The organism is Xanthomonas sp. 60 (assembly GCF_011761925.1).
This window is the reverse complement of record NZ_JAASQW010000002.1, coordinates 344,527-364,760: the sequence shown is the minus strand read 5'-3', so window position 1 is coordinate 364,760 and position 20,234 is coordinate 344,527. Positions and strand designations below refer to the sequence as shown.

At 66.7% G+C, this 20,234-nt stretch carries 16 protein-coding genes and 1 tRNA gene; 11 read left to right on the top strand and 6 right to left on the bottom strand.

From position 1 onward, the window contains the following. Window positions 1-5: 5 nt before the first annotated feature. Window positions 6-788 (bottom strand): enoyl-CoA hydratase/isomerase family protein, encoded by a 783-nt coding sequence (locus tag FHY09_RS05520; protein WP_166924984.1) that lies wholly within the window; start codon window positions 786-788, stop codon window positions 6-8. Window positions 789-820: 32 nt separating this feature from the next. Here FHY09_RS05520 and FHY09_RS05515 point away from each other — a divergent pair, with 32 nt between their 5' ends. After that, the gene (locus FHY09_RS05515) at window positions 821-1,279 is read left to right on the top strand and encodes a copper chaperone PCu(A)C (RefSeq protein WP_166924982.1); all 459 of its coding nucleotides are present in this window, start codon (window positions 821-823) and stop codon (window positions 1,277-1,279) included. 84 nt (window positions 1,280-1,363) lie between these two features. Here the strand turns inward: FHY09_RS05515 and FHY09_RS05510 are convergent, their stop codons facing one another. Then, window positions 1,364-1,771 carry an acyl-CoA thioesterase gene (locus FHY09_RS05510; RefSeq protein ID WP_166924980.1) on the bottom strand — a complete coding sequence of 136 codons (408 nt, stop codon included), beginning with the start codon at window positions 1,769-1,771 and terminating at the stop codon, window positions 1,364-1,366. Then, window positions 1,771-4,773 (bottom strand): excinuclease ABC subunit UvrA, encoded by a 3,003-nt coding sequence (gene uvrA / locus FHY09_RS05505; protein ID WP_166924978.1) that lies wholly within the window; start codon window positions 4,771-4,773, stop codon window positions 1,771-1,773. The genes FHY09_RS05510 and uvrA overlap by 1 nt, the downstream gene beginning before the upstream one ends. A 293-nt stretch (window positions 4,774-5,066) precedes the next feature. On the opposite strand from uvrA, the gene rplU reads away from it, so the two are divergent. The 3 genes from rplU (at window position 5,067) to obgE (ending at window position 6,892) form a co-directional block, all read left to right on the top strand. Next, window positions 5,067-5,384, top strand: a complete 318-nt coding sequence (rplU, locus tag FHY09_RS05500; RefSeq protein ID WP_166924976.1) for a 50S ribosomal protein L21 — start codon at window positions 5,067-5,069, stop codon at window positions 5,382-5,384. 11 nt (window positions 5,385-5,395) lie between these two features. Beyond that, entirely contained in the window at window positions 5,396-5,659 is a 264-nt protein-coding gene (gene rpmA / locus FHY09_RS05495; RefSeq protein WP_166924974.1) for a 50S ribosomal protein L27, read from the top strand. Window positions 5,660-5,833: 174 nt separating this feature from the next. Beyond that, a complete protein-coding gene (obgE, locus tag FHY09_RS05490; protein WP_166924972.1) occupies window positions 5,834-6,892 on the top strand; it encodes a GTPase ObgE in 1,059 nt (352 codons plus the stop codon). 1,161 nt (window positions 6,893-8,053) lie between these two features. On the opposite strand, the gene rpsT is transcribed toward obgE, so the two are convergent. After that, a complete protein-coding gene (gene rpsT / locus FHY09_RS05485; RefSeq protein WP_166924970.1) occupies window positions 8,054-8,323 on the bottom strand; it encodes a 30S ribosomal protein S20 in 270 nt (89 codons plus the stop codon). A 116-nt stretch (window positions 8,324-8,439) separates the two neighbouring features. Here rpsT and murJ point away from each other — a divergent pair, with 116 nt between their 5' ends. From murJ to FHY09_RS05450, 7 genes are all read left to right on the top strand, one after another. Next, window positions 8,440-10,032, top strand: coding sequence for a murein biosynthesis integral membrane protein MurJ (murJ, locus tag FHY09_RS05480; protein WP_166925522.1), 1,593 nt, complete (start codon window positions 8,440-8,442; stop codon window positions 10,030-10,032). 75 nt (window positions 10,033-10,107) lie between these two features. Further along, window positions 10,108-11,055, top strand: coding sequence for a bifunctional riboflavin kinase/FAD synthetase (locus FHY09_RS05475; RefSeq protein ID WP_166924968.1), 948 nt, complete (start codon window positions 10,108-10,110; stop codon window positions 11,053-11,055). Beyond that, window positions 11,052-13,883 carry an isoleucine--tRNA ligase gene (gene ileS / locus FHY09_RS05470; protein WP_166924966.1) on the top strand — a complete coding sequence of 944 codons (2,832 nt, stop codon included), beginning with the start codon at window positions 11,052-11,054 and terminating at the stop codon, window positions 13,881-13,883. The genes FHY09_RS05475 and ileS overlap by 4 nt, the downstream gene beginning before the upstream one ends. Further along, the gene (lspA, locus tag FHY09_RS05465) at window positions 13,883-14,401 is read left to right on the top strand and encodes a signal peptidase II (RefSeq protein WP_166924964.1); all 519 of its coding nucleotides are present in this window, start codon (window positions 13,883-13,885) and stop codon (window positions 14,399-14,401) included. The genes ileS and lspA overlap by 1 nt, the downstream gene beginning before the upstream one ends. Before the next feature lie 33 nt (window positions 14,402-14,434). Beyond that, complete coding sequence (ispH, locus tag FHY09_RS05460; RefSeq protein WP_166924962.1) at window positions 14,435-15,385, top strand: 4-hydroxy-3-methylbut-2-enyl diphosphate reductase; 951 nt, start codon at window positions 14,435-14,437, stop codon at window positions 15,383-15,385. A gap of 131 nt (window positions 15,386-15,516) precedes the next feature. Next, a complete protein-coding gene (locus tag FHY09_RS05455) occupies window positions 15,517-17,403 on the top strand; it encodes a M61 family metallopeptidase (RefSeq protein WP_166924960.1) in 1,887 nt (628 codons plus the stop codon). Between the two features lie 91 nt (window positions 17,404-17,494). Further along, a tRNA-Thr gene (locus tag FHY09_RS05450) sits at window positions 17,495-17,570 on the top strand. 315 nt (window positions 17,571-17,885) lie between these two features. Here the strand turns inward: FHY09_RS05450 and FHY09_RS05445 are convergent. Further along, window positions 17,886-19,199 carry a sensor domain-containing diguanylate cyclase gene (locus FHY09_RS05445; protein WP_166924958.1) on the bottom strand — a complete coding sequence of 438 codons (1,314 nt, stop codon included), beginning with the start codon at window positions 19,197-19,199 and terminating at the stop codon, window positions 17,886-17,888. Continuing rightward, window positions 19,196-19,996, bottom strand: coding sequence for an alpha/beta fold hydrolase (locus tag FHY09_RS05440; RefSeq protein WP_166924956.1), 801 nt, complete (start codon window positions 19,994-19,996; stop codon window positions 19,196-19,198). Before FHY09_RS05440 ends, FHY09_RS05445 begins: the two co-directional genes overlap by 4 nt. Between the last annotated feature and the right edge of the window lie 238 nt (window positions 19,997-20,234).

Sequence of the window (20,234 nt, the reverse complement as noted above, 5' to 3'; positions counted from 1 at the left end):
GGGCCTCAGGGGCCCTTGCCGATCCGTGCCGCCAGCACCTGCAGGGCCTGCTGGGTGTCCTGCGCGTACCACGCGTCCACGAAGCGATCGAGCTGGATCATGTCCGGATGCAGGGCCTGGTGCAGGTCTTCCCGGGCAACGGCACGGGTCAGCAGCATGGGCTGGCGGGGCATGGCCAGCAGTCCCTGCAGCCAGGCGATGGCGCGCGCCACCACGTCCGCACCGTCGGCCAGCTCGTCCACCAGCCCGATCTGCAGCGCCTGTTCGGCCGGCACCAACGCACCGGTGGTGAGCAGCACACCGGCACGGTGCGTGCCTACCACGCGGCGGAGCAGGCGCTGGATGCCCTCCGGCGCCACCAGCCCGACCTGTACTTCATTGAGGCCGATGGCATACGGGCGCGCCGGATCCACGCTGCGCGCCATCACCCGGTAATCGCAGCACAGCGCCAGCACGCAGCCGCCGGCCGGGGCATGCCCGGTCAGTGCGGCGACCACCGGGATGCGGCTCTCGGCCACGGCGCGCACCGCCCCGAAAAACGCGTTCCAGCTGTCCATCAGGGCACGCTTGTCCTGCCCATGCGAAAGCAGGTGGGGCACGTCCATGCCCCCGGTGAAGATGCGCTCGCTGCCGGACAGCACCACACCGTGGGCCTCTTCGGCCACGGCCTGGTCCAGTGCATGGATCAGCTGGCGGCACAGCTCGGTATCGAGTGCGTTGACCGGTGGCCTTGCCAGCCGCAGCTCGCGGATGGGGCCGTGGTTGTACACCTCGATGAGCGTGGTCATGCTGCAGTCTCTTGCCGGGAAGGAACGGGTCGATGATAACCAAACCATTCGTTGGCGTACTGTCTGTGGTGCTCGCGCTCGCTGCCGCACCGGCGGCCTGGGCGGCCGGTCCGGTGCTGAGCTGCGTGAAGGTGACCGGGGGCTGGGTCCGGGTGCTGCCCGCGCCCTCGCCGATGCGGATGACGGCCGGTTACGGGCACATCCACAACGGCTGCGCACGGGCCGTCACGATCGTGGCCGCCAGCAGCCCTGCGTTCGGCCATGTGACGCTGCATGAAACCGTGGTGGAGGACGGTGTCAGCAAGATGCGGCCCCTGCCGGAACTGCGGCTGGCCGCCGGGGCCACCGCGACCCTGCAGCCGACCGGCATGCACCTGATGCTGATGGGCGCGGCGACGCTGAAGGACGGGCAGCAGGTGCCGGTGGTGTTCGAGCTGGACGGCGGCAGCGAGGTGCGGGGCGTGCTGCAGGCGCGGACCACGGCCCCCTGAATGGTTCGTGCCGGGTCCCCCCGGCACGCGGCAGCCGATCGAATCCATCAACGCCGACGCGTCGTCGGCGTCACGCCGGGCGGGTCAGACGGAGGCGCTGCGGATCGCGTCGGGCAGCGGCGCGCTGCGGCCGGTCTGGGTGTCCATCCACACCACCACCACGTTGCCATCGGAATACAGCGTGCGCTCGTCCTTCTGGTCCACGATGCGGTGGCCGATGGTCACGCTGCTGTTGCCCAGCCGCTCCACGAACAGCTCCACCAGGATGTCGTTGGGCCACACCAGCGGCATGCGGTAGTTGACGTTGGTGGCGGCCACCACCGGCGCGATGCGGTCGGTCATCGAAACGCCTTCCACGCCCAGCATCCAGCGCACGCGCGCTTCTTCCAGGTAGGAAATGTACTTGGCGTTGTTGACGTGCCCCATGCTGTCCATGTCGCGCCAGCGCACGCTGATCGGAATGCGGGCGAGGATCTTGTGCTCGTTGCTCATCAGGCGTCCTTCTTCTTGCGTGTGGCCGTGGTCTTGCTGGCGGTGCCGGTGCTCTTGGCCGCGGCGGCCTTCTTCTTCGGTTCCGGCTTGGCCTTGCGCGGTGGGCGGGCATCGGGCTTGTTGGCCATCGCCGCCGGCTTGTCCGGACGCGCGCTGGTGGAGGGCAGCATCTTGGCCAGGAACTGGCCGGTGTAGGAATCCGGGCAGGCGGCCACGTCTTCCGGCGTACCGGTAACCAGGATGGTGCCACCGCGGTGACCGCCCTCGGGCCCCAGGTCAACGATCCAGTCCGCGGTCTTGATCACATCCAGGTTGTGCTCGATCACCACCACCGTGTTGCCCTCGTCGCGCAGCTTGTGCAGCACGCCGAGCAGCGCCTCGATGTCGTGGAAGTGAAGGCCGGTGGTCGGCTCGTCGAGGATGTACAGCGTGCGTCCGGTATCGCGCCGGGACAGTTCCTTGGACAGCTTCACGCGCTGCGCCTCGCCACCGGACAGCGTGGTCGCGCTCTGGCCGAGCTTGATGTAGCTCAGGCCCACATCCACCAGCGTTTCCAGCTTGCGCGCGATGCCGGGCACCGGCTCGAACAGCTTCAACGCGTCTTCCACGGTCATCTGCAACACATCGCTGATGGTGTGTCCCTTGTAAAGGATCTCCAGCGTTTCGCGGTTGTAGCGCTTGCCATGGCAGACGTCGCAGGGCACATAGACGTCCGGCAGGAAGTGCATCTCCACCTTGATCAGGCCATCGCCCTGGCACGCTTCGCAGCGTCCCCCACGGACGTTGAAACTGAAACGTCCCGGCGAATAGCCGCGCGCGCGCGCTTCAGGCACCTGGGCGAATAGCTCGCGCAGGGGCGTGAACAGGCCGGTATAGGTGGCCGGATTGGAGCGCGGGGTGCGGCCGATCGGCGACTGGTCGATGTCCACGACCTTGTCGAACAGGTCCAGCCCGTCGATCTCCTTGTACGGCGCGATCTGGTGCGAGGCGCCGTTGATCTCGTTGGCGGCCAGCGAGAACAGCGTATCGTTGATCAGCGTGGACTTGCCCGAACCGGATACCCCGGTGATGCAGGTCATCAGGCCGGCCGGGATCGCCAGGTCCACGCCCTTGAGGTTGTTGCCGCTCGCGCCCCGCAGGTGCAGCGTCATCCTGGGATTGGGCTTGTGCCGCCGCGAGGGGATCTCGATGGCGCGCTTGCCGGACAGGTACTGCCCGGTCAGCGAACGCGGCGAATCGAGCAGGTCCTGCAGGGTGCCCTGGCCGACGATCTCACCGCCATGCACGCCCGCGCCCGGGCCGATATCCAGGACGTAGTCGGCCAGGCGGATCGCATCTTCGTCATGCTCGACCACGATCACCGTGTTGCCCAGGTCGCGCAGGCGGGTGAGGGTGCCCAGCAGGCGTTCGTTGTCGCGCTGGTGCAGGCCGATGGACGGCTCGTCGAGCACGTACATGACACCCACCAGGCCCGCGCCGATCTGCGAGGCCAGGCGGATGCGCTGCGCCTCGCCGCCGGACAGCGTGTCGGCCTTGCGTTCCAGGGTGAGGTAATCCAGGCCCACGTCCACCAGGAAGCCCAGGCGCTCGCCGATCTCCTTGACGATCTTGGCCGCGATCTCGCCACGCCAGCCCGGCAGGCTCAGCGTGTTGAAGAATTTCAGCGCATCGTCGATCGGCATCACCACCAGGTCCGGCAGCGGACGGTCGGCGACAAACACGTTGCGCGCGGCGCGGTTCAGGCGCGCGCCGTGGCACTCCGGGCAGCTCTGCTCGCTGATGTACTTGCCGAGCTCTTCCTGCACCGCGGCCGACTCGGTTTCCTTGTAGCGCCGTTCCAGGTTGGGAATGATGCCCTCGAAGCGGTGCTTGCGCTGCGTGCGCCCACCGGCCTCGGTGAAGTAGGTGAAGCTGATGCTTTCCTCGCCACTGCCATACAGCACCGCCTTCTGCACCGCCGGCGGCAGCGTGTTCCAGGCGGCGTCGACATCGAACTTGTAATGCTTGGCCAGCGAGGCGATGAGCTGGAAATAATAGGCGTTGCGGCGATCCCAGCCGCGCACGGCGCCGGCCGACAGCGGCAGCTCGGGATGCACCACCACGCGTGCCGGATCGAAGAACTCGGCCATGCCCAGGCCGTCGCAACCGGGGCAGGCGCCCATCGGGGCATTGAAGGAGAACAGGCGCGGTTCCAGCTCCGGCAGCGAGTAATCGCAGACCGGGCAGGAGTACTTGGAGGAGAACAGGACGGGGGCGGCCTCACCGGCGCCGTTCTGCACCGCGTCCAGCGACAGCACCGACGCCATGCCGTCGCCGAGTTTCAGCGCGGTCTCGAAGCTCTCCGCCAGGCGCTGCTTGATGTCATCGCGCGGGCGGAAACGGTCGATCACCGCCTCGATGGTGTGCTTCTGGCGCAGTGCCAGCGGCGGCACCTCGTCGATTTCATGCAGCACGCCATCCACGCGCACGCGCACGAAACCCTGAGCGCGCAGCTGGTCGAACACCTGGGCATGCTCGCCCTTGCGGTCGCGGATCACCGGGGCCAGCAGCATGTAGCGCTGTTCCGGATCCAGCGTGAGCACGTGGTCGACCATCTGGCTCACCGTCTGCGCTTCCAGCGGGTACCCGTGGTCCGGGCAGCGCGGCGTACCCACGCGTGCATACAGCAGGCGCAGGTAATCGTAGATCTCGGTGATGGTGCCGACGGTCGAGCGGGGGTTGTGCGAGGTGGATTTCTGTTCGATCGAAATGGCCGGGGACAGCCCTTCGATGTGGTCCAGGTCCGGCTTTTCCATCACGCTGAGGAACTGGCGGGCATAGGCCGACAGCGATTCCACGTAGCGGCGCTGGCCTTCGGCGTAGATGGTGTCGAAGGCCAGGGACGACTTGCCCGAGCCGGACAGGCCGGTGATCACGATCAGCTTGTCACGCGGCAGATCGAGATCGATGTTCTTGAGATTGTGCGTCCGCGCGCCGCGGATGCGGATGAAATCCATCGCCATGGGGGATCCGGTTGTGGAGGGCTTGGGCTGGGGCCCGGCCAGCAGAAAGGGCGTCGCAGACGGCAATCGAGCAGCCTACCGAGCAGACCAGATGGGGGCAATGGGCGACAATGCCACCCGGTGGTCGCAGGGGATGAGATTGGCATACAGCGTGATGAAGGCCTTGTCCCGTCTACGTTTGCCTCTTGTTGGGGTGGGTTGACCGGGGCAAATCCAGCCGGTAAAATCCCGCTTCTGTCTGCCCTCGATGGCAGCAGCCCATAGACCACAATAACTACAAAGGAAGTCTGGTCATGTACGCAGTACTGGTAACCGGCGGTAAGCAATACCGCGTCGCGCAGGGCGAAAAGCTCCGCGTGGAAAAGCTCGAGGCCGAAATCGGCAGCGAGATCAAGTTCGACAACATCCTGCTGCTCGGCGACAGCGATGGCATCAAGATCGGCGACGCGCTGAGCGGCGCTGCTGTGACGGCCACCGTCGTGTCCCAGGGTCGTGCTGACAAGGTCCGGATCATCAAGTTCCGTCGCCGCAAGCACCACATGAAGCGCCAGGGTCACCGTCAGTACTACACCGAAATCGAGATCACCGGCATCGCCGGTGGCAGCAAGTAAGGAGATAGGTCATGGCACATAAAAAAGGCGTAGGTTCATCACGCAACGGTCGCGACTCCAACCCGAAGTACCTGGGTGTGAAGATCTTCGGTGGCCAGGCCATCGACGCCGGCAACATCATCGTGCGTCAGCGCGGCACCCAGTTCCATCCGGGTACCGGCGTCGGCCTCGGCCGTGACCACACCCTGTTCGCCCTGGTCGGCGGCAAGGTGGAGTTCTCGGTGAAGGGTGCGAAGAAGCGTCGCACCGTCAGCGTGGTTTCGGCCGACGCCTGATCCAGGCGCGGCTGGCGCCCATGCCAGTCATGGGTACGCTGCAGAAGAGCCCCGCTTCGGCGGGGCTTTTCGTTTGGTTCAATCGTGTAGACGGGCATCGCCCGGGTGCCGGCCGCGGTCGGCATTACAACAAGGTGGCGGCATGCATGCCGCGCCCATCGCAGGCATCGAAACATGAAACTGGTAGACGAAGCAGAAATCGAAGTGTTCGCCGGCAACGGCGGCAATGGCTGTATCGGCTTCCGACGCGAGAAGTTCATCCCGCTCGGTGGCCCTGACGGGGGCGACGGCGGCAATGGCGGCAGCGTGTGGATCCGCGCCGACGAGAACCTCAACACCCTGGTCGACTTCCGCCACGACCGCATCTTCAAGGCGCAGCGCGGCGAGAACGGCATGGGCCGCCAGGCCTATGGCAAGGGCGGCGAGGACCTGGTCATCACCGTGCCGGTCGGCACGACCGTGATCAACGTGGCCACCGATGAAGTGATCGGTGACATGACCCAGCATGGCGATCGCCTGCTGGTGGCCAAGGGCGGCAAGGGCGGCCTTGGCAACATGCATTTCAAGAGCTCCACCAACCGTTCGCCGCGCCAGGCGCTGCCGGGCGAGGCGGGCGAGGAGCGCTCGCTCAAGCTGGAGTTGAAGCTGCTGGCCGACGTCGGCCTGCTGGGCTTCCCGAACGCGGGCAAGAGCACGCTGATCCGTGCGGTGTCGGCGGCTACGCCGAAGGTGGCGGATTATCCGTTCACTACGCTGTACCCGAACCTGGGCGTGGTGAAGGTCGAGAACTACCGCAGCTTCGTGATCGCCGATATTCCTGGGCTGATCGAAGGGGCGGCCGACGGTGCCGGCCTGGGCGCGCAGTTCCTGCGCCATCTGCAGCGCACCCGGCTGCTGCTGCACCTGGTGGACATCTCTCCCATGGAGGGAGGCGTGGAAGGAATCTCGCCGGTGGAACAGGTGCGGGCGATCGAGCGCGAGCTCGAGAAGCACGATCCGGAGCTGCTGCAGAAGCCGCGTTGGCTGGTGCTGAACAAGGCGGACCTGATGTTCGAGGACGAGGCGAAGGCGGCGGCCGAGCAGGTTGTCAGCGAGCTGGGCTGGAAGGAGCCGTGGTTCCTGGTGTCTGCGCTGGGGCGTGAGGGAACGTTCCCGATCATGAGCCGGATCATGGCGTTCTTTGATCGGCAGAAGGAAGACGAGCTGCAGGCTCGGCACGCAGCGGGGGAGTAATCCTGGGCTGTGTGTCCGCGAAAAGCCCGGCTTCGGCCGGGTTTTTTGTTGGCTGCGGGTGGGGCGGTGGCGGGTTGGAGGCGAACGGCTGGGCCCCTCGTGGTGCGCTTTGTTGTTGGTTGATCGTGGGGTGGGCCGGGCGATGGGGCTGGACGGGGGACGGCAAGAACTGCGTCCATGCGTGCCTCGTTTCGCGCCGTCCCTGGCGCTCAACCCCCCTCCCGCCCAGCCCCACCGCCCGGCCCGGACAGTCCGCGTGCGCACCACGGTAAAAGAAATGAAAAGCAGAGCCGTCGCGAACGGGTGGGCCCCTCGTGGTGCGCATTGTTGTTGCTGGAGCGGGGGGTGGGCCGGGCGATGGGGCTGGGCGGGGGACGGCAAGAACTGCGTCCATGCGGGCCTCATTTCGCGCCATCCCTGGCGCTCAACGCCCCCGCCCAGCCCCACCGCCCGGCCCGGACAGTCGGCGCGCGCACCACGGTAAAAGCAATGAAAGGCAGAGCCGGGCGCTGCCCGGCTCCAAGGCCGGTCAGCGCCCCGAGATCTTTCGCGGCAACGCCGCCCGTGCCGGGCATTGCCCGGCACTACCTGCTGTTCTTCTTTCTTCAACGTGGTGGGCCGCCGATATCTGTCCGAGGGCGGGGTGGTGAGGGTGGAGGGGGCGTAGAGCGCCATGGATGGCGCGAAGCGAGGCCCGCAGGACGCGGTTTTTGCCGTCCCCCTCCAGCCTCACCACCCCGCCCATCGCGCAAAGCTGCAGGAACGCGGCCCACCACGAGGGGCTCCGCCGTTCGCGGCCACCTTCCGGGCAAGCGACCAGTCGAGCATCGCGGCATCGCCACCCGTGACGGGCATTGCCCGGCACTACCTGCTCTTCTTTTTTCTTCAACGTGGTAGGCCGCCGATATCTGTCCGAGGGCGGGGTGGTGAGGGTGGAGGGGGCGTAGAGCGCCATGGATGGCGCGAAGCGAGGCCCGCAGGACGCAGTTTTTGCCGTCCCCCTCCAGCCTCACCACCCCGCCCATCGCGCAAAGCTGCACGAGAGCGACCCAGCACGAGGGGCCGTGCCGCTCGCGGCCACCCCGCAGGCAACAAAAAACCCGGCCGAAGCCGGGCTTTTCTGAACTACCGGAACCCGAAGGCGCCGGCAACCGTTCCGGATCAGGCCGCCTTGAGGGCCTTGATGCGGGCGGTCAGGCGGCTCTTATGGCGAGCAGCCTTGTTCTTGTGGATCAGACCACGCGCGCTGAAACGATCGAGGATCGGCTGGGCAACGGTGAAAGCGGCTTCAGCGCCGGCAGCATCGTTGGCATCCAGAGCCTTGATCACCTTCTTGACAGCGGTGCGCAGCATCGAGCGCTGAGCCACGTTGCGCGCGTTGCGCACGACGGTCTGCTTGGCGCGCTTCTTGGCGGACTTGATATTGGCCACGGTGGTGGTTTCCTGAAAAATCGGTGTTATGGGAACAGCAAGCTAGCTAGTATGATGACTGAAGAAATGTACGTCAAGTCGAAAGTCAAGAGGATCGTGGTGTGAGTCAACCCAAGATGTTGCGGGGCCTGCTGTCGTTCAGCAGCATGACCATGGTCTCTCGGGTGCTCGGGCTGGTACGGGATTCCGTCATCACCACGACTTTCGGCACGAACGCGGTCACCGACGCGTTCTGGGTCGCCTTCAGGGTACCGAATTTCCTGCGCCGTTTGTTCGCCGAGGGGTCCTTCGCGACCGCGTTCGTCCCGGTGTTCACCGAGGTGAAAGAGACCCGCAGCCATGCGGAACTGCGCGAACTGATGGCGCGCGTGGCCGGCACGCTGGCCGGTGTGCTGATGGTGGTCACCGCGCTGGGGCTGATCTTCGCTCCCCAGCTGGCCAACCTGTTCGCCAGCGGCGCCGATACCGATCCGGCCAAGCAGGGCCTGCTGGTCGATCTGTTCCGCCTCACCTTCCCGTTCCTGTTCTTCGTATCGCTGACCGCGCTGGCGGGCGGGGCGCTCAACAGCTTCCAGCGCTTCGCCATGCCCGCGCTGACGCCGGTGATCCTCAACCTTTGCATGATCGCCGGCGCGCTGTGGCTGGCGCCGCGCATGGACGTGCCGATCCTCGCGCTCGGCTGGTCGGTACTGGTCGCCGGCATGCTGCAGCTGCTGTTCCAGCTGCCGTCCCTGAAGGGCATCAACCTGCTCACGCTGCCGCGGTGGGGCTGGCGCCATCCGGGCGTGCGCAAGGTGATGACGCTGATGATCCCCACGCTGTTCGGCTCCTCCGTGGCGCAGATCAACCTGCTGCTGGACACGGTGATCGCCGCCAAGCTGACCGACGGCTCCCAGTCCTGGCTGTCGCTGGCCGATCGCTTCCTGGAGTTGCCCCTGGGCGTGTTCGGCGTGGCCCTGGGCACGGTGATCCTGCCGGCGCTGGCCCGCCACCACGTGGGGACCGATCGAGACGGTTTCTCCAATGCACTGGACTGGGGGCTGCGCATGACCCTGCTGATCGCCATCCCGGCCATGCTGGGGCTGCTGCTGCTGGCCGAACCGCTGATCGCCACGCTGTTCCAGCATGGTGAGTTCTCCGCGTTTGATACCCGCATGACCGCCCTGGCCGTGTATGGCCTGAGTGCCGGCCTGCCGGCCTTCGCGCTGCTGAAGATCGTGCTGCCGGCCTACTACGCCCGCCAGGACACGCGCACCCCGGTGCGCGCCGGCATCGCGGCGCTGGTGGCGAACATGGTCTTCAACTTCATCCTGCTGGCGGTGCTGTACCAGGCGATGGTGCCCGCCGAGCTGCGCGCGCAGGGCGTCATGCAGGCGCTGGGCCAGCAGCCGGGCCTGCACCTGGCGCTGGGTATCGCCAGTGCGCTGTCCAGCTACCTGAACCTGGGACTGCTCTGGTACTGGCTCGGCAAGACGGACGTCTACCAGCGGCGGCCGGGCTGGGGACGCTTCCTGGTGCGCCTGGCGGCGTCCTGTGCGGCGATGGTGGCCGTGCTGCTGGCGCTGCTGCAGTGGCTGCCGGCGTTCACGCCCATGGGCCTGTGGGAGCGGATCGGTGCGCTGGCGCTGCTGGTCGGCGGTGGCGGCCTGACCTACCTGCTGGTGCAGGTGGCGCTTGGGCTGCGTCCACGCGACCTGCGTGGGCATTGATCGCGGCCGGTGGCGGCTATACTTCATGGTTACCACACTTGATCCAGCGGCCCCCGGCGGCCGCGAGCGGAGTTGATGAGCAGGTTGTTTCGAAGCGTCGAAGGCGGGCCGTTGTTCCCGCACGGAAGCGTGGTCTGCATTGGTGCCTTCGACGGCCTGCACCTGGGCCACCGGGCGCTGGTGCGCCACGCGGTCGAGCGCGCGCGCGCGCTGGGCGTGGCCGCCGTCGCGGTGGCCTTCGAGCCGCTGCCGCGTGAGTTCTTCGCCCAGGGCGTTCCGCCGCCGCGGCTGACGCTGGCACGCGGCAAGGTGCAGATGCTGCGCGAGCTCGGCGTGGAAGGGATTGGCCTGCTGCGTTTCAATGCGGCCATGGCCGCCATGCAGCCCGAAGCCTTCGTCGAGCAGCTGCTGGTGCAGCGCCTGGGTGCACGGGAAGTGTGGATCGGCCCGGAGTTCCAGTTCGGCAACCGCCGCCGCGGCAATCTGGCACTACTGCAGGAAATGGGCGCACGCCTGGGGTTCCAGGCCAACGAAATCCCGGCGGTGGACCTGCGTGGCGAGCGCATTTCCAGCACGCGCATCCGCCAGCTGCTGCTGGCCGGCGAGTTCGAGCATGCCGGCGACCTGCTGGGACGGCCGTACAGCATCGGCGGCCGGGTGGTGCGTGGCCGCCAGCTGGGCCGCACGCTGGGGTACCCCACGGCCAACCTGCGTTTCCCGAAAACCCCTGCGCTGTCAGGCATCTACGCCACGCTGGTGCATGGGGTGTTCGAACAGCCCTGGCCCTCGGTCTCCAGCTTCGGCACCCGTCCAACCGTGGACGGCGTGGAGCCGCTGCTGGAAGCGCACCTTTTCGATTTCCAGGGCGACCTGTACGGTCGTCATATCGACGTCGAGTTCGTGGCCAAGCTGCGCGACGAAGTGAAGTTCAATGATCTGGAGGCGCTGACCGTCCAGATGCACCGCGATGCCGAACAGGCGCGCGCCATCCTTTCCGAACATAGATTGCGAGCCACTGCGTGAGCCAGGACTACAAAGCCACCCTCCATCTGCCGGCCACCGAGTTCCCGATGCGCGGCGATCTGCCCAAGCGCGAGCCGGGCATCCTGGCACGCTGGGAAGAGCAGGGCCTGTACGCCCGGCTGCGCGAGAACGCCGCCGGACGGCCGCTGTTCGTGCTGCACGACGGTCCGCCGTACGCCAACGGGCGCATTCACCTGGGTCACGCGGTCAACAAGATCCTCAAGGACATCATCGTCAAGTCGCGCTACCTGGCCGGCTTCGACGCCCCGTACGTGCCCGGCTGGGACTGCCATGGCCTGCCCATCGAGATCGCGGTGGAGAAGAAGCACGGCAAGGTCGGCGTCAAGCTCGATGCGGTGGCCTTCCGGCAGAAGTGCCGCGAGTTCGCCGAAGAGCAGATCGAGATCCAGCGTGCCGACTTCAAGCGCCTCGGCGTGACCGGCGACTGGGACAATCCATACAAGACGCTGAGCTTCGAGTTCGAGGCCAACGAAATCCGTGCACTGGCGAAGATCTTCGCCAACGGTCACGTGGTGCGCGGTGCCAAGCCGGTGCACTGGTGCTTCGATTGCGGATCGGCGCTGGCCGAGGCCGAGATCGAGTACCAGGACAAGGTGTCCCCGGCGATCGACGTGGCGTACGCCGCGCGCGACGGCAAGGCGCTGGCGGCGCGCTTCGGCGTGGACCTCCCCGAGGGCGTGGAGGTGGCGGTGCCGATCTGGACCACCACCCCGTGGACGCTGCCGGCTTCGCTGGCGGTCTCCCTCGGCGCGGACATCGATTACGTGCTCGTCGAAGGGCCGTCGCACAACGGCGCTCGTCGCTGGCTCGTGCTCGCCAGTGCGCTGGCGGCGCGCTCGCTGGCCCGCTACGGCGTGGAAGAACTGGTCAGCCACGGGCAGGCACGCGGTTCGGCACTGGAAAACCAGGTGCTGGCGCATCCGTTCTACCCGCAGCGCGACATCCCGCTGCTCAACGGCGAGCACGTGTCCGACGAGGACGGCACCGGTGCGGTGCACACTGCGCCGGGCCATGGCCAGGAGGACTACGCGGTCAGCGCGAAGTACGGCCTGCTGGAGCGCTACCACGCGGGTGAAATCAATCCGGTCGACGGCGCAGGCGTGTATCTGCCCTCGACCCCCCCGGCCGGTGACACCGTGCTGGCCGGCGTGCACCTGTGGAAGGCACAACCGCTGATCGTGGACGTGCTGCGCGCGTCCGGCGCACTGCTGGCCTACGTGGAAATCACCCACAGCTACCCGCATTGCTGGCGCCACAAGAAGCCGGTGGTGTTCCGCGCCACGCCGCAGTGGTTCATCTCGATGGAGAAGGCCAACCTGCGCAACGATGCGCTGGCCGCCATCGACCAGGTGGGCTGGTTCCCGAGCTGGGGCAAGGCGCGCATCCAGAGCATGGTGGATGGCCGCCCGGACTGGTGCATCAGCCGCCAGCGCACCTGGGGCGTGCCGATCGCACTGTTCACCCATCGCATCACCGGTGAGCCGCACCCGCGCAGCGTCGCGCTGATGCAGGCCGTGGCCGACCGCGTGCAGGCCGAGGGTATCGACGTGTGGTATTCGCTCGATGCCGCCGAGCTGCTCGGCGCCGAGGCCGCTGACTACGAGAAGGTCACCGACATCCTGGATGTGTGGTTCGACTCCGGGGTCACCCATGAAGGCGTGCTGCTCGCGCGCGGCTTCGGCAAGCCGGCCGACCTGTACCTGGAAGGTTCGGACCAGCACCGCGGCTGGTTCCAGTCCTCGCTGCTGACCGGCGTGGCCATCGACACCCATGCGCCGTACAAGCAGTGCCTGACCCATGGTTTCACCGTGGACGAGCACGGCCGCAAGATGTCCAAATCGCTGGGCAACGGCATCGAGCCGCAGGACATCATGAAGACGCTGGGCGCGGACATCCTGCGCCTGTGGATCGCCTCGGCGGATTACAGCAACGAGATGTCGCTGTCCCAGGAGATCCTCAAGCGCAACGCCGATGCCTACCGTCGCCTGCGCAACACCGCGCGCTTCCTGCTGGCCAACCTCGATGGGTTCGAGCCGGCCGTGCACCTGCGGCCGCTCAACGACATGGTCGCGCTGGACCGCTGGATCGTGCATCGCGCGCATGAGCTGCAGGAGAAGATCAAGGCCGCGTACGAGCGTTACGACATGGCCGAGATCGTGCAGCTGCTGCTGAACTTCTGCAGCGTGGACCTCGGCTCGCTGTACCTGGACGTGACCAAGGACCGGCTGTACACCATGCCGGAGGACTCGCGCGGCCGGCGTTCGGCGCAGAGCGCGATGTTCCGCATCGCCGAGGCGTTCACGCGCTGGATCGCTCCGATCCTGACCTTCACCTCCGACGAGCTCTGGGGCTACCTGCCGGGCGAGCGCAGCGGCCATGTGCTGTTCGCCACCTGGTACGACGGCCTGGCGCCGCTGCCGGACGATGCCGAGCTGAGCGCGGCCGATTTCGACCAGTTGCTGGCCCTGCGCGAACAGGTGGCCAAGGTACTTGAGCCGATGCGCGCCAACGGTGCCATCGGCGCGGCGCTGGAGGCCGAGATCACCATCGCCGCCAGCGAGGAGCAGGCCGTGCGCTGGCAGCCGCTGGCCGAGGAGCTGCGTTTCCTGCTGATCAGCGGTGACGTGCAGGTGCGTCCGGCGACCACCGATGAGGTGTTCGTCAGCGCGCAGCCGACGGACAAGACCAAGTGCGTGCGCTGCTGGCAGTTCCGGGGCGACGTGGGCACGGCGCAGGCGCACCCGGAGCTGTGCGCGCGCTGTGCGGACAACCTCGACGGCGCCGGCGAAGACCGGAGGTGGTTCTGATGGCTGCCGCCCGTCCGCGTCCCAACGCGCTGGTCTGGCTGCTGCTGTCGGCGGTGGTGATCGTGCTGGACCAGTGGAGCAAGGCGTGGGTGCTGTCCAGCCTGCCCGAGTTCCAGGCCGTGCCGGTCATCGATGGCTTCTGGAACTGGTACCGCACCTACAACACCGGCGCCGCCTTCAGCTTCCTCAGCGACGCCGGCGGCTGGCAGCTGTATTTCTTCACCGCGCTGGCGGTGGGCATCAGCGGACTGATGGCGTGGTGGCTGTATGGCACGGCGCGCAGCAACTGGCGCAGCGCGCTGCCGTTCGCCCTGGTGATCGGCGGGGCCATCGGCAACGTGATCGACCGCCAGGTGCACGGTCACGTGATCGACTTCATCCAGTGGTACGTCGGTGACCACTACTGGCCGTCGTTCAACATCGCCGATGCAGCGATCGTGGCCGGTGCCGTCGGTATCGCGGTCTTCGGCCTGTTCGAAGGCAAAGCCGCACGCAAGCCCGAAGATTCAACCCCGTAACTCCAGCCGGCTTATCCCGGGAGACGTAGATAGATGGATGTCCTGCTCGCCAATCCGCGTGGTTTCTGTGCTGGTGTCGATCGCGCGATCGAGATCGTCAAGCGTGCCATCGAAACGCTCGGTGCGCCCATCTACGTGCGCCATGAAGTGGTGCACAACCGCTTCGTGGTGGACGACCTGAAGCAGCGCGGCGCGATCTTCGTGGAAGAACTCGACGAAGTGCCCGACAACAACACCGTGATCTTCAGCGCACACGGCGTGTCGCAGGCCGTGCGTGCGGAGGCGGATCGGCGTGGCCTGAAGGTGTTCGATGCCACCTGCCCGCTGGTGACCAAGGTGCATTTCGAGGTGGCGCGCCACTGCCGCGCGGGCCGCGACGTGGTGCTGATCGGCCATGCCGGGCACCCGGAAGTGGAGGGCACGATGGGCCAGTGGAACCGCGAGGCGGGCACCGGTGCGATCTACCTGGTGGAGGACGTGGAGCAGGTCGCCACGCTGGTGCTCAACCAGCCGGAGAACTTCGCCTACACCACCCAGACCACGCTTTCGGTGGACGATACGCGTGGCATCGTGGAAGCCCTGCGCGCGCGTTTCCCGCTCATGCAGGGGCCGAAGAACGACGATATCTGCTATGCCACGCAGAACCGCCAGGATGCCGTGCGTGACCTGGCCAAGCGCTGCGATCTTGTGCTGGTGGTCGGCTCGCCCAACAGTTCAAACTCCAACCGCCTGAGTGAACTGGCGCGCCGCGATGGCGTGGAGTCGTACCTGATCGACGGTGCACACGAGATCGATCCGGCATGGGTGGTGGGCAAGCAGCACATCGGCGTGACCGCCGGCGCCTCCGCGCCGCAGGTGCTGGTGGACGGCGTCCTGGACCGCCTGCGCGAACTGGGGGCCGACGCGGTTGGCGAGCTGGACGGCGAGCCGGAGTCCATGGTATTCGCGCTGCCGAAGGAACTGCGCCTGCGCCTGATCGACTGAGGGCGACCGGGCGCGGGGTCCGGTCGGCGCTTTGCCGCATCAGGTGACATGCGCGGCCGTGACCTTCGGCCATGGGGCACGCCTGTCCATCGGCCTAGCATCGGGGTCTCTTCCCGTTGCAGGAACGTCCGATGAAACTCCATGCCCTGGTGAGCTGCCTCGTGTTGGCGCTGCCCGTTCCGTCTGCGTTCGCGCAGGCGCCGTCGCCGCCGAGCCAGGTCGCCGCGCCGGGCATGCTGCGCATCGACGTGGATGCGCGGGACCTGGAACGTCGCATCTTCAAGGTCACCGCCACCGTTCCGGCGCAGCCCGGCCCGCTGACCCTGCTGTATCCGCAGTGGTTGCCGGGCAACCATTCGCCCAGCGGTCCCATCGACAAGCTGGCGGGGCTGGAGATCAGCGCCAACGGCCAGCCGCTGCGCTGGACCCGTGACCCGTACAACGTTTACGCCTTCAAGGTGGATGTGCCGGCGGGCGCGCACGAGGTCGTGGCACGGTTCAATTACCTGTCCTCGCAGGGCGGCAGCCAAGGCCGGGTGGTGATGACGCCGGCCATGCTCAACCTGCAGTGGAATGCCAACTCGCTATACCCGGCCGGCACCGACACCCACCACCTGCAGGCGCAGGCCAGCGTCACCCTGCCACAGGGCTGGGACTACGCCAGCGCGCTGGACATCGAGCGCCGCGACGGCGATACCGTTCACTTCAAGGCGATCAGCTACGACGATCTGGTCGACTCGCCGCTGTATGCCGGCACCCACTTCCGTCGTTACGACCTGGACCCGGGCGCACGGCAACCGGTCTATCTCAACGTCTTCGCCGATGACGCCGATTCACTGAAGGCCAGCGAGGCCCAGCTGCAGGCCCACCGCGCACTGGTGCGGCAGATGGACGCGCTCTATGGCGCACGCCACTTCGACCACTACGACTTCCTGTTGGCGTTGACCGAGCAGCTGGGCGGCATCGGGCTGGAGCACCACCGCTCCAGTGAAAACAGTGCCGAGCCGGGGTACTTCACCGATTGGGACAAGAGCTGGCTGGCGCGTGATCTGCTGCCGCACGAGTTCAACCACTCCTGGAACGGCAAGTACCGGCGCGGTGCCGACCAGGCCGTGCGCGATTTCAACACGCCGCTTGGCGACAGCCTGCTGTGGGTCTACGAGGGCCAGACGCAGTTCTGGGGCCAGGTGCTGGCCGCGCGCTCGGGACTGTGGAGCGTGGAGCAGGCGCGCGACGTGCTCGCCAACGTGGCGGCGACCTACGACCGTGGGCGTCCGGGCCGCGCGTGGCGGCCGCTGCAGGACACCACCAACGACCCGACCATCGCCCAACGGCGTGCGCTGGCGTACCGCAACTACCAGCTCAGCGAGGATTACTACTCCGGCGGCCAGATGATCTGGCTGGAAGTGGAGGGCAAGCTGCGCGCGTTGACCGGTGGCAAGCGCGGCCTGGATGCGTTCGCCCAGCGGTTCTTCGGCATGGACAACGGCCGTTGGGACCTCAACCCGTACACGTTCGATGACGTGGTGGCCACGCTCCAGGCCGTCGCGCCGTTCGATTGGGCGGCGTTCCTGCGCGAGCGCCTGGACGGACCCGGGCCGCTGACCGGCGGCCTGGAAATGGCCGGCTGGCGGCTGGCCTACCGCGATACGCTCAATGAGGCGTTCAAGGCGCAGGAGACGCGCGCCAAAGCGGCCCTGCTGACCTACTCGATCGGGGCCACCGTGACCGACGCAGGCGTAGTGAGTGACGTGGTGTGGGACAGCCCCGCGTTCAACGCAGGCCTGGCGCCGGGCATGACGGTGTTGGCCGTGGACGGCCGCACATACAAGAGCGAGCGGCTCAGGAAGGTGGTGGCCGCGAGCAAGGACAGCACGGCGCCGATCACGCTGCTGGTGAAAAACTTCGACCGGATCAGCCCGCTGACCATCGAGTACCACGGTGGCGCGCAGTACCCGGTGCTGGAGCGGATTCCGGGCACCCGCGACGGCCTGGCGGCGCTGTGGAAGGCGCGCTGAGGGGCAGGGTGAGCGCAGGGCGCACCGGTGTGGGAGAAGGCCGGGCGCGGCATTGACCGGTACCGGGGAAGTCTCTAGAATTGCCTGCTCAGCCGGAATAGCTCAGTTGGTAGAGCGGCGCATTCGTAATGCGTAGGTCGTAGGTTCGATTCCTATTTCCGGCACCAGATACAGCAAAAGCCCCGGCCTTGGCCGGGGCTTTTTGTTTGTGGCGCTGATAGTGCCGCCCGCTTGCCGGCAATCTCAGTACCGGTTGATGCGCTTTGGCTGACATCGGTCCTCGATCCGGGCCGGCAACGCTGGCGCTTAGCGCCAAGGGCGTTGCTCACGTCGGGATGGCATGGTTGGCCTCGATCGCCCCCGTTGGATTCATGGCGGATCATCCCTGTTCTATTACTACCAAGCCTTGCTTCAAGCGCGCGACGTTGTCCTTTCCACACCCAACAGGCCCGTTCCGAAACAGGCAGCGGCCCGCGTCTTTCCTACAACGCCATATGGACCCGGTTACGACCGCCTGCCTTGGCGTGGTAAAGCGCCTCGTCCGCGCGGGCGATAAGTGCATCCAGAAGGGTGGCGTCCGAGCCGGGAATGGCCTCGCCCGTCGCACCGCCGATGCTCACTGTCACATTGATCGGGATACCCCCGACTGTGATCGGTTCGGCCGCGATCGCGCAGCGCAGGCGCTCGGCCGTCAATGGCACTTCGTCGCGCGCGGGCGCGGCCAGCAGTGCAATGAACTCCTCGCCCCCGAAGCGCGCGAACAGGTCGCGGTCACGCAGGGTATCGCGGCAACGGCGCGCCACGATCTTGAGGACTTCGTCGCCTACGGGGTGGCCGTGGGTATCGTTGATCTTCTTGAAATGATCCACGTCCACCATCAGCACCGCCACCGAGCGTCCGGTTGCCTCGCGTGCGGCGATGATCTGCGCCGAGCGCTCCTCGAAGTGGCGGCGGTTGGGCACGCCGGTCAGCGGGTCGGACGAGGCGAGTCGGCGCAGCTCGGCCGCCATCAGCAGATCGGCGGTGACATCGTTGAACAACCAGATGCGCCCGTACTCGCCGTTGCCGCGCACCGGGTGCGTATCCACCTCGAAAGTGCGTTCGCCCAGGGTCCAATGCAGCCTCGCCGCGAAATCCACGTTGCCCACGTGCGCAGCGTAAGCCTGTTCCAGCGCATCGTGATTGTCGCAGCGCTGGCGCAGCGCACGCATCGGCGCGGCCAGGTCAGTAGCGCGGTGCGTGCCCGGTGGCAGATCAAGTAGGGCGGCCGCGCGTGCGTTGATCACGGTGCCCGTGCCATCGCCGTCGATCAGGACGACGCCGGTTGGCACGCTTTCCACCAGATCCAGGAACTGGTTGCGCACGAGGACGCCCTGCGCCTCCCGGCGCCGTGCGGAAAGCAACTGCGCGACCGCCGTGGCCAGGTGCTGCAGCGGGACGTCCACGGCGCCGCGCGGTACGGCGCCTGCTTTCCACAGCAACAGCAGGCCGCTGGAGGGCGCGCCCTCGGAGGGAGCCGGGACGAACAGCAGGGCACCGGCGGGACCCCCCAGCGACTGGGTAACAGCGGTCGGTAGACGGAAGGCGGCAGCCTCCTCGATCTGCCCGTGCCATTCGTGCTCAAGCACACCGCTGCGGCCGAGGGTGAAGCTCACGAACGGGGCAGGCGGATGACCGGTCGCCCACGTGGTACGGCCGCCGGTTTCCACTTCGAGGGCCATGACCCGGTCGGCACCGGACACGGCTCTCACGAACTCGCACAGGTCGAGCAGTGCGGCACTGTCGCGCGTACTCACGGTGGGGTGTTGCCGAGGCGGTGTTCCAGGATGCTGATGACCTCGGCAGGTGCGGTCATGTGCGGCAAATGGCCCGTGGCATCGATCACGTCAAGCGACGCGCCCTTGATTGCAGCGGCCAGCCACTGTCCCACGGCCACAGGAACGGCCACGTCGACAGCTGTCTGGATCAGGCTGATGGGCCGCGACACCTGGCCCATCATGGCGCGCAGGTCCGAGTTGAAGATTGTGCGCGAGGTATTGAGCGCGATATCCGGACGCATGCGGAAAAGCGTTCTGGAGAAATCGGCGATGACCTCGCGATCATCCACGCCGACCACCATCGGTGCAAAGCCGGCAACCCAGGCCTGGTAGTTCGCGCTCATGCTGTCAAACAGGTTTTCCAGATCATCCGCCTTGAACCCCCCGATATACCCGTCATCGTCCAGGTAGCGCGGCGACGCACCGATGATGACCAGTTGCTCGAACAGCTCCGGGCGGGCGATGGAGGCGATGGTCCCGATCATGCCACTCATTGAATGGCCGATGTAGGTGCATCGGGTGACGTCGAGCTCGTCCAGGATGTCGATGAGGTCGTCGGCATAGCCGAACATGGAGGAATGGCGCTCGAAATCGTAGGTCGCCGCGCCTTGCGGCCCGCACCCTGCAAGATCGAACGTCACCACGTCGAAACGTTCCTCAAACCACGGACGCAGGGCAGCCCATGCGGTCTGGTCCGTACCGAAGCCATGCGAAAGCACAGCAACCTGCTTGCCAACGCCGCTGCGGCGGCCATTGAACTGCTCGAAACTTGTCACGCTCTGCTACCCATGGCATCTGGCTCCCCGCGATGGTAGGCCACATGGCGATGGGGGTCCATGACAGAGAGATTGCAGACACACATCAGAAGTGGGACAGGTGCACACCCCTGCCTGCGGGCAATGATCTAGGATCCGTTGAAATCACACACGCATGGACGCGTCGACCTCCGGCTGGATGGGGCGCGTGGAGATGCAGGTAAAAGGAGGTGTAGGGATGAAGCATCGTTCGTGGGGT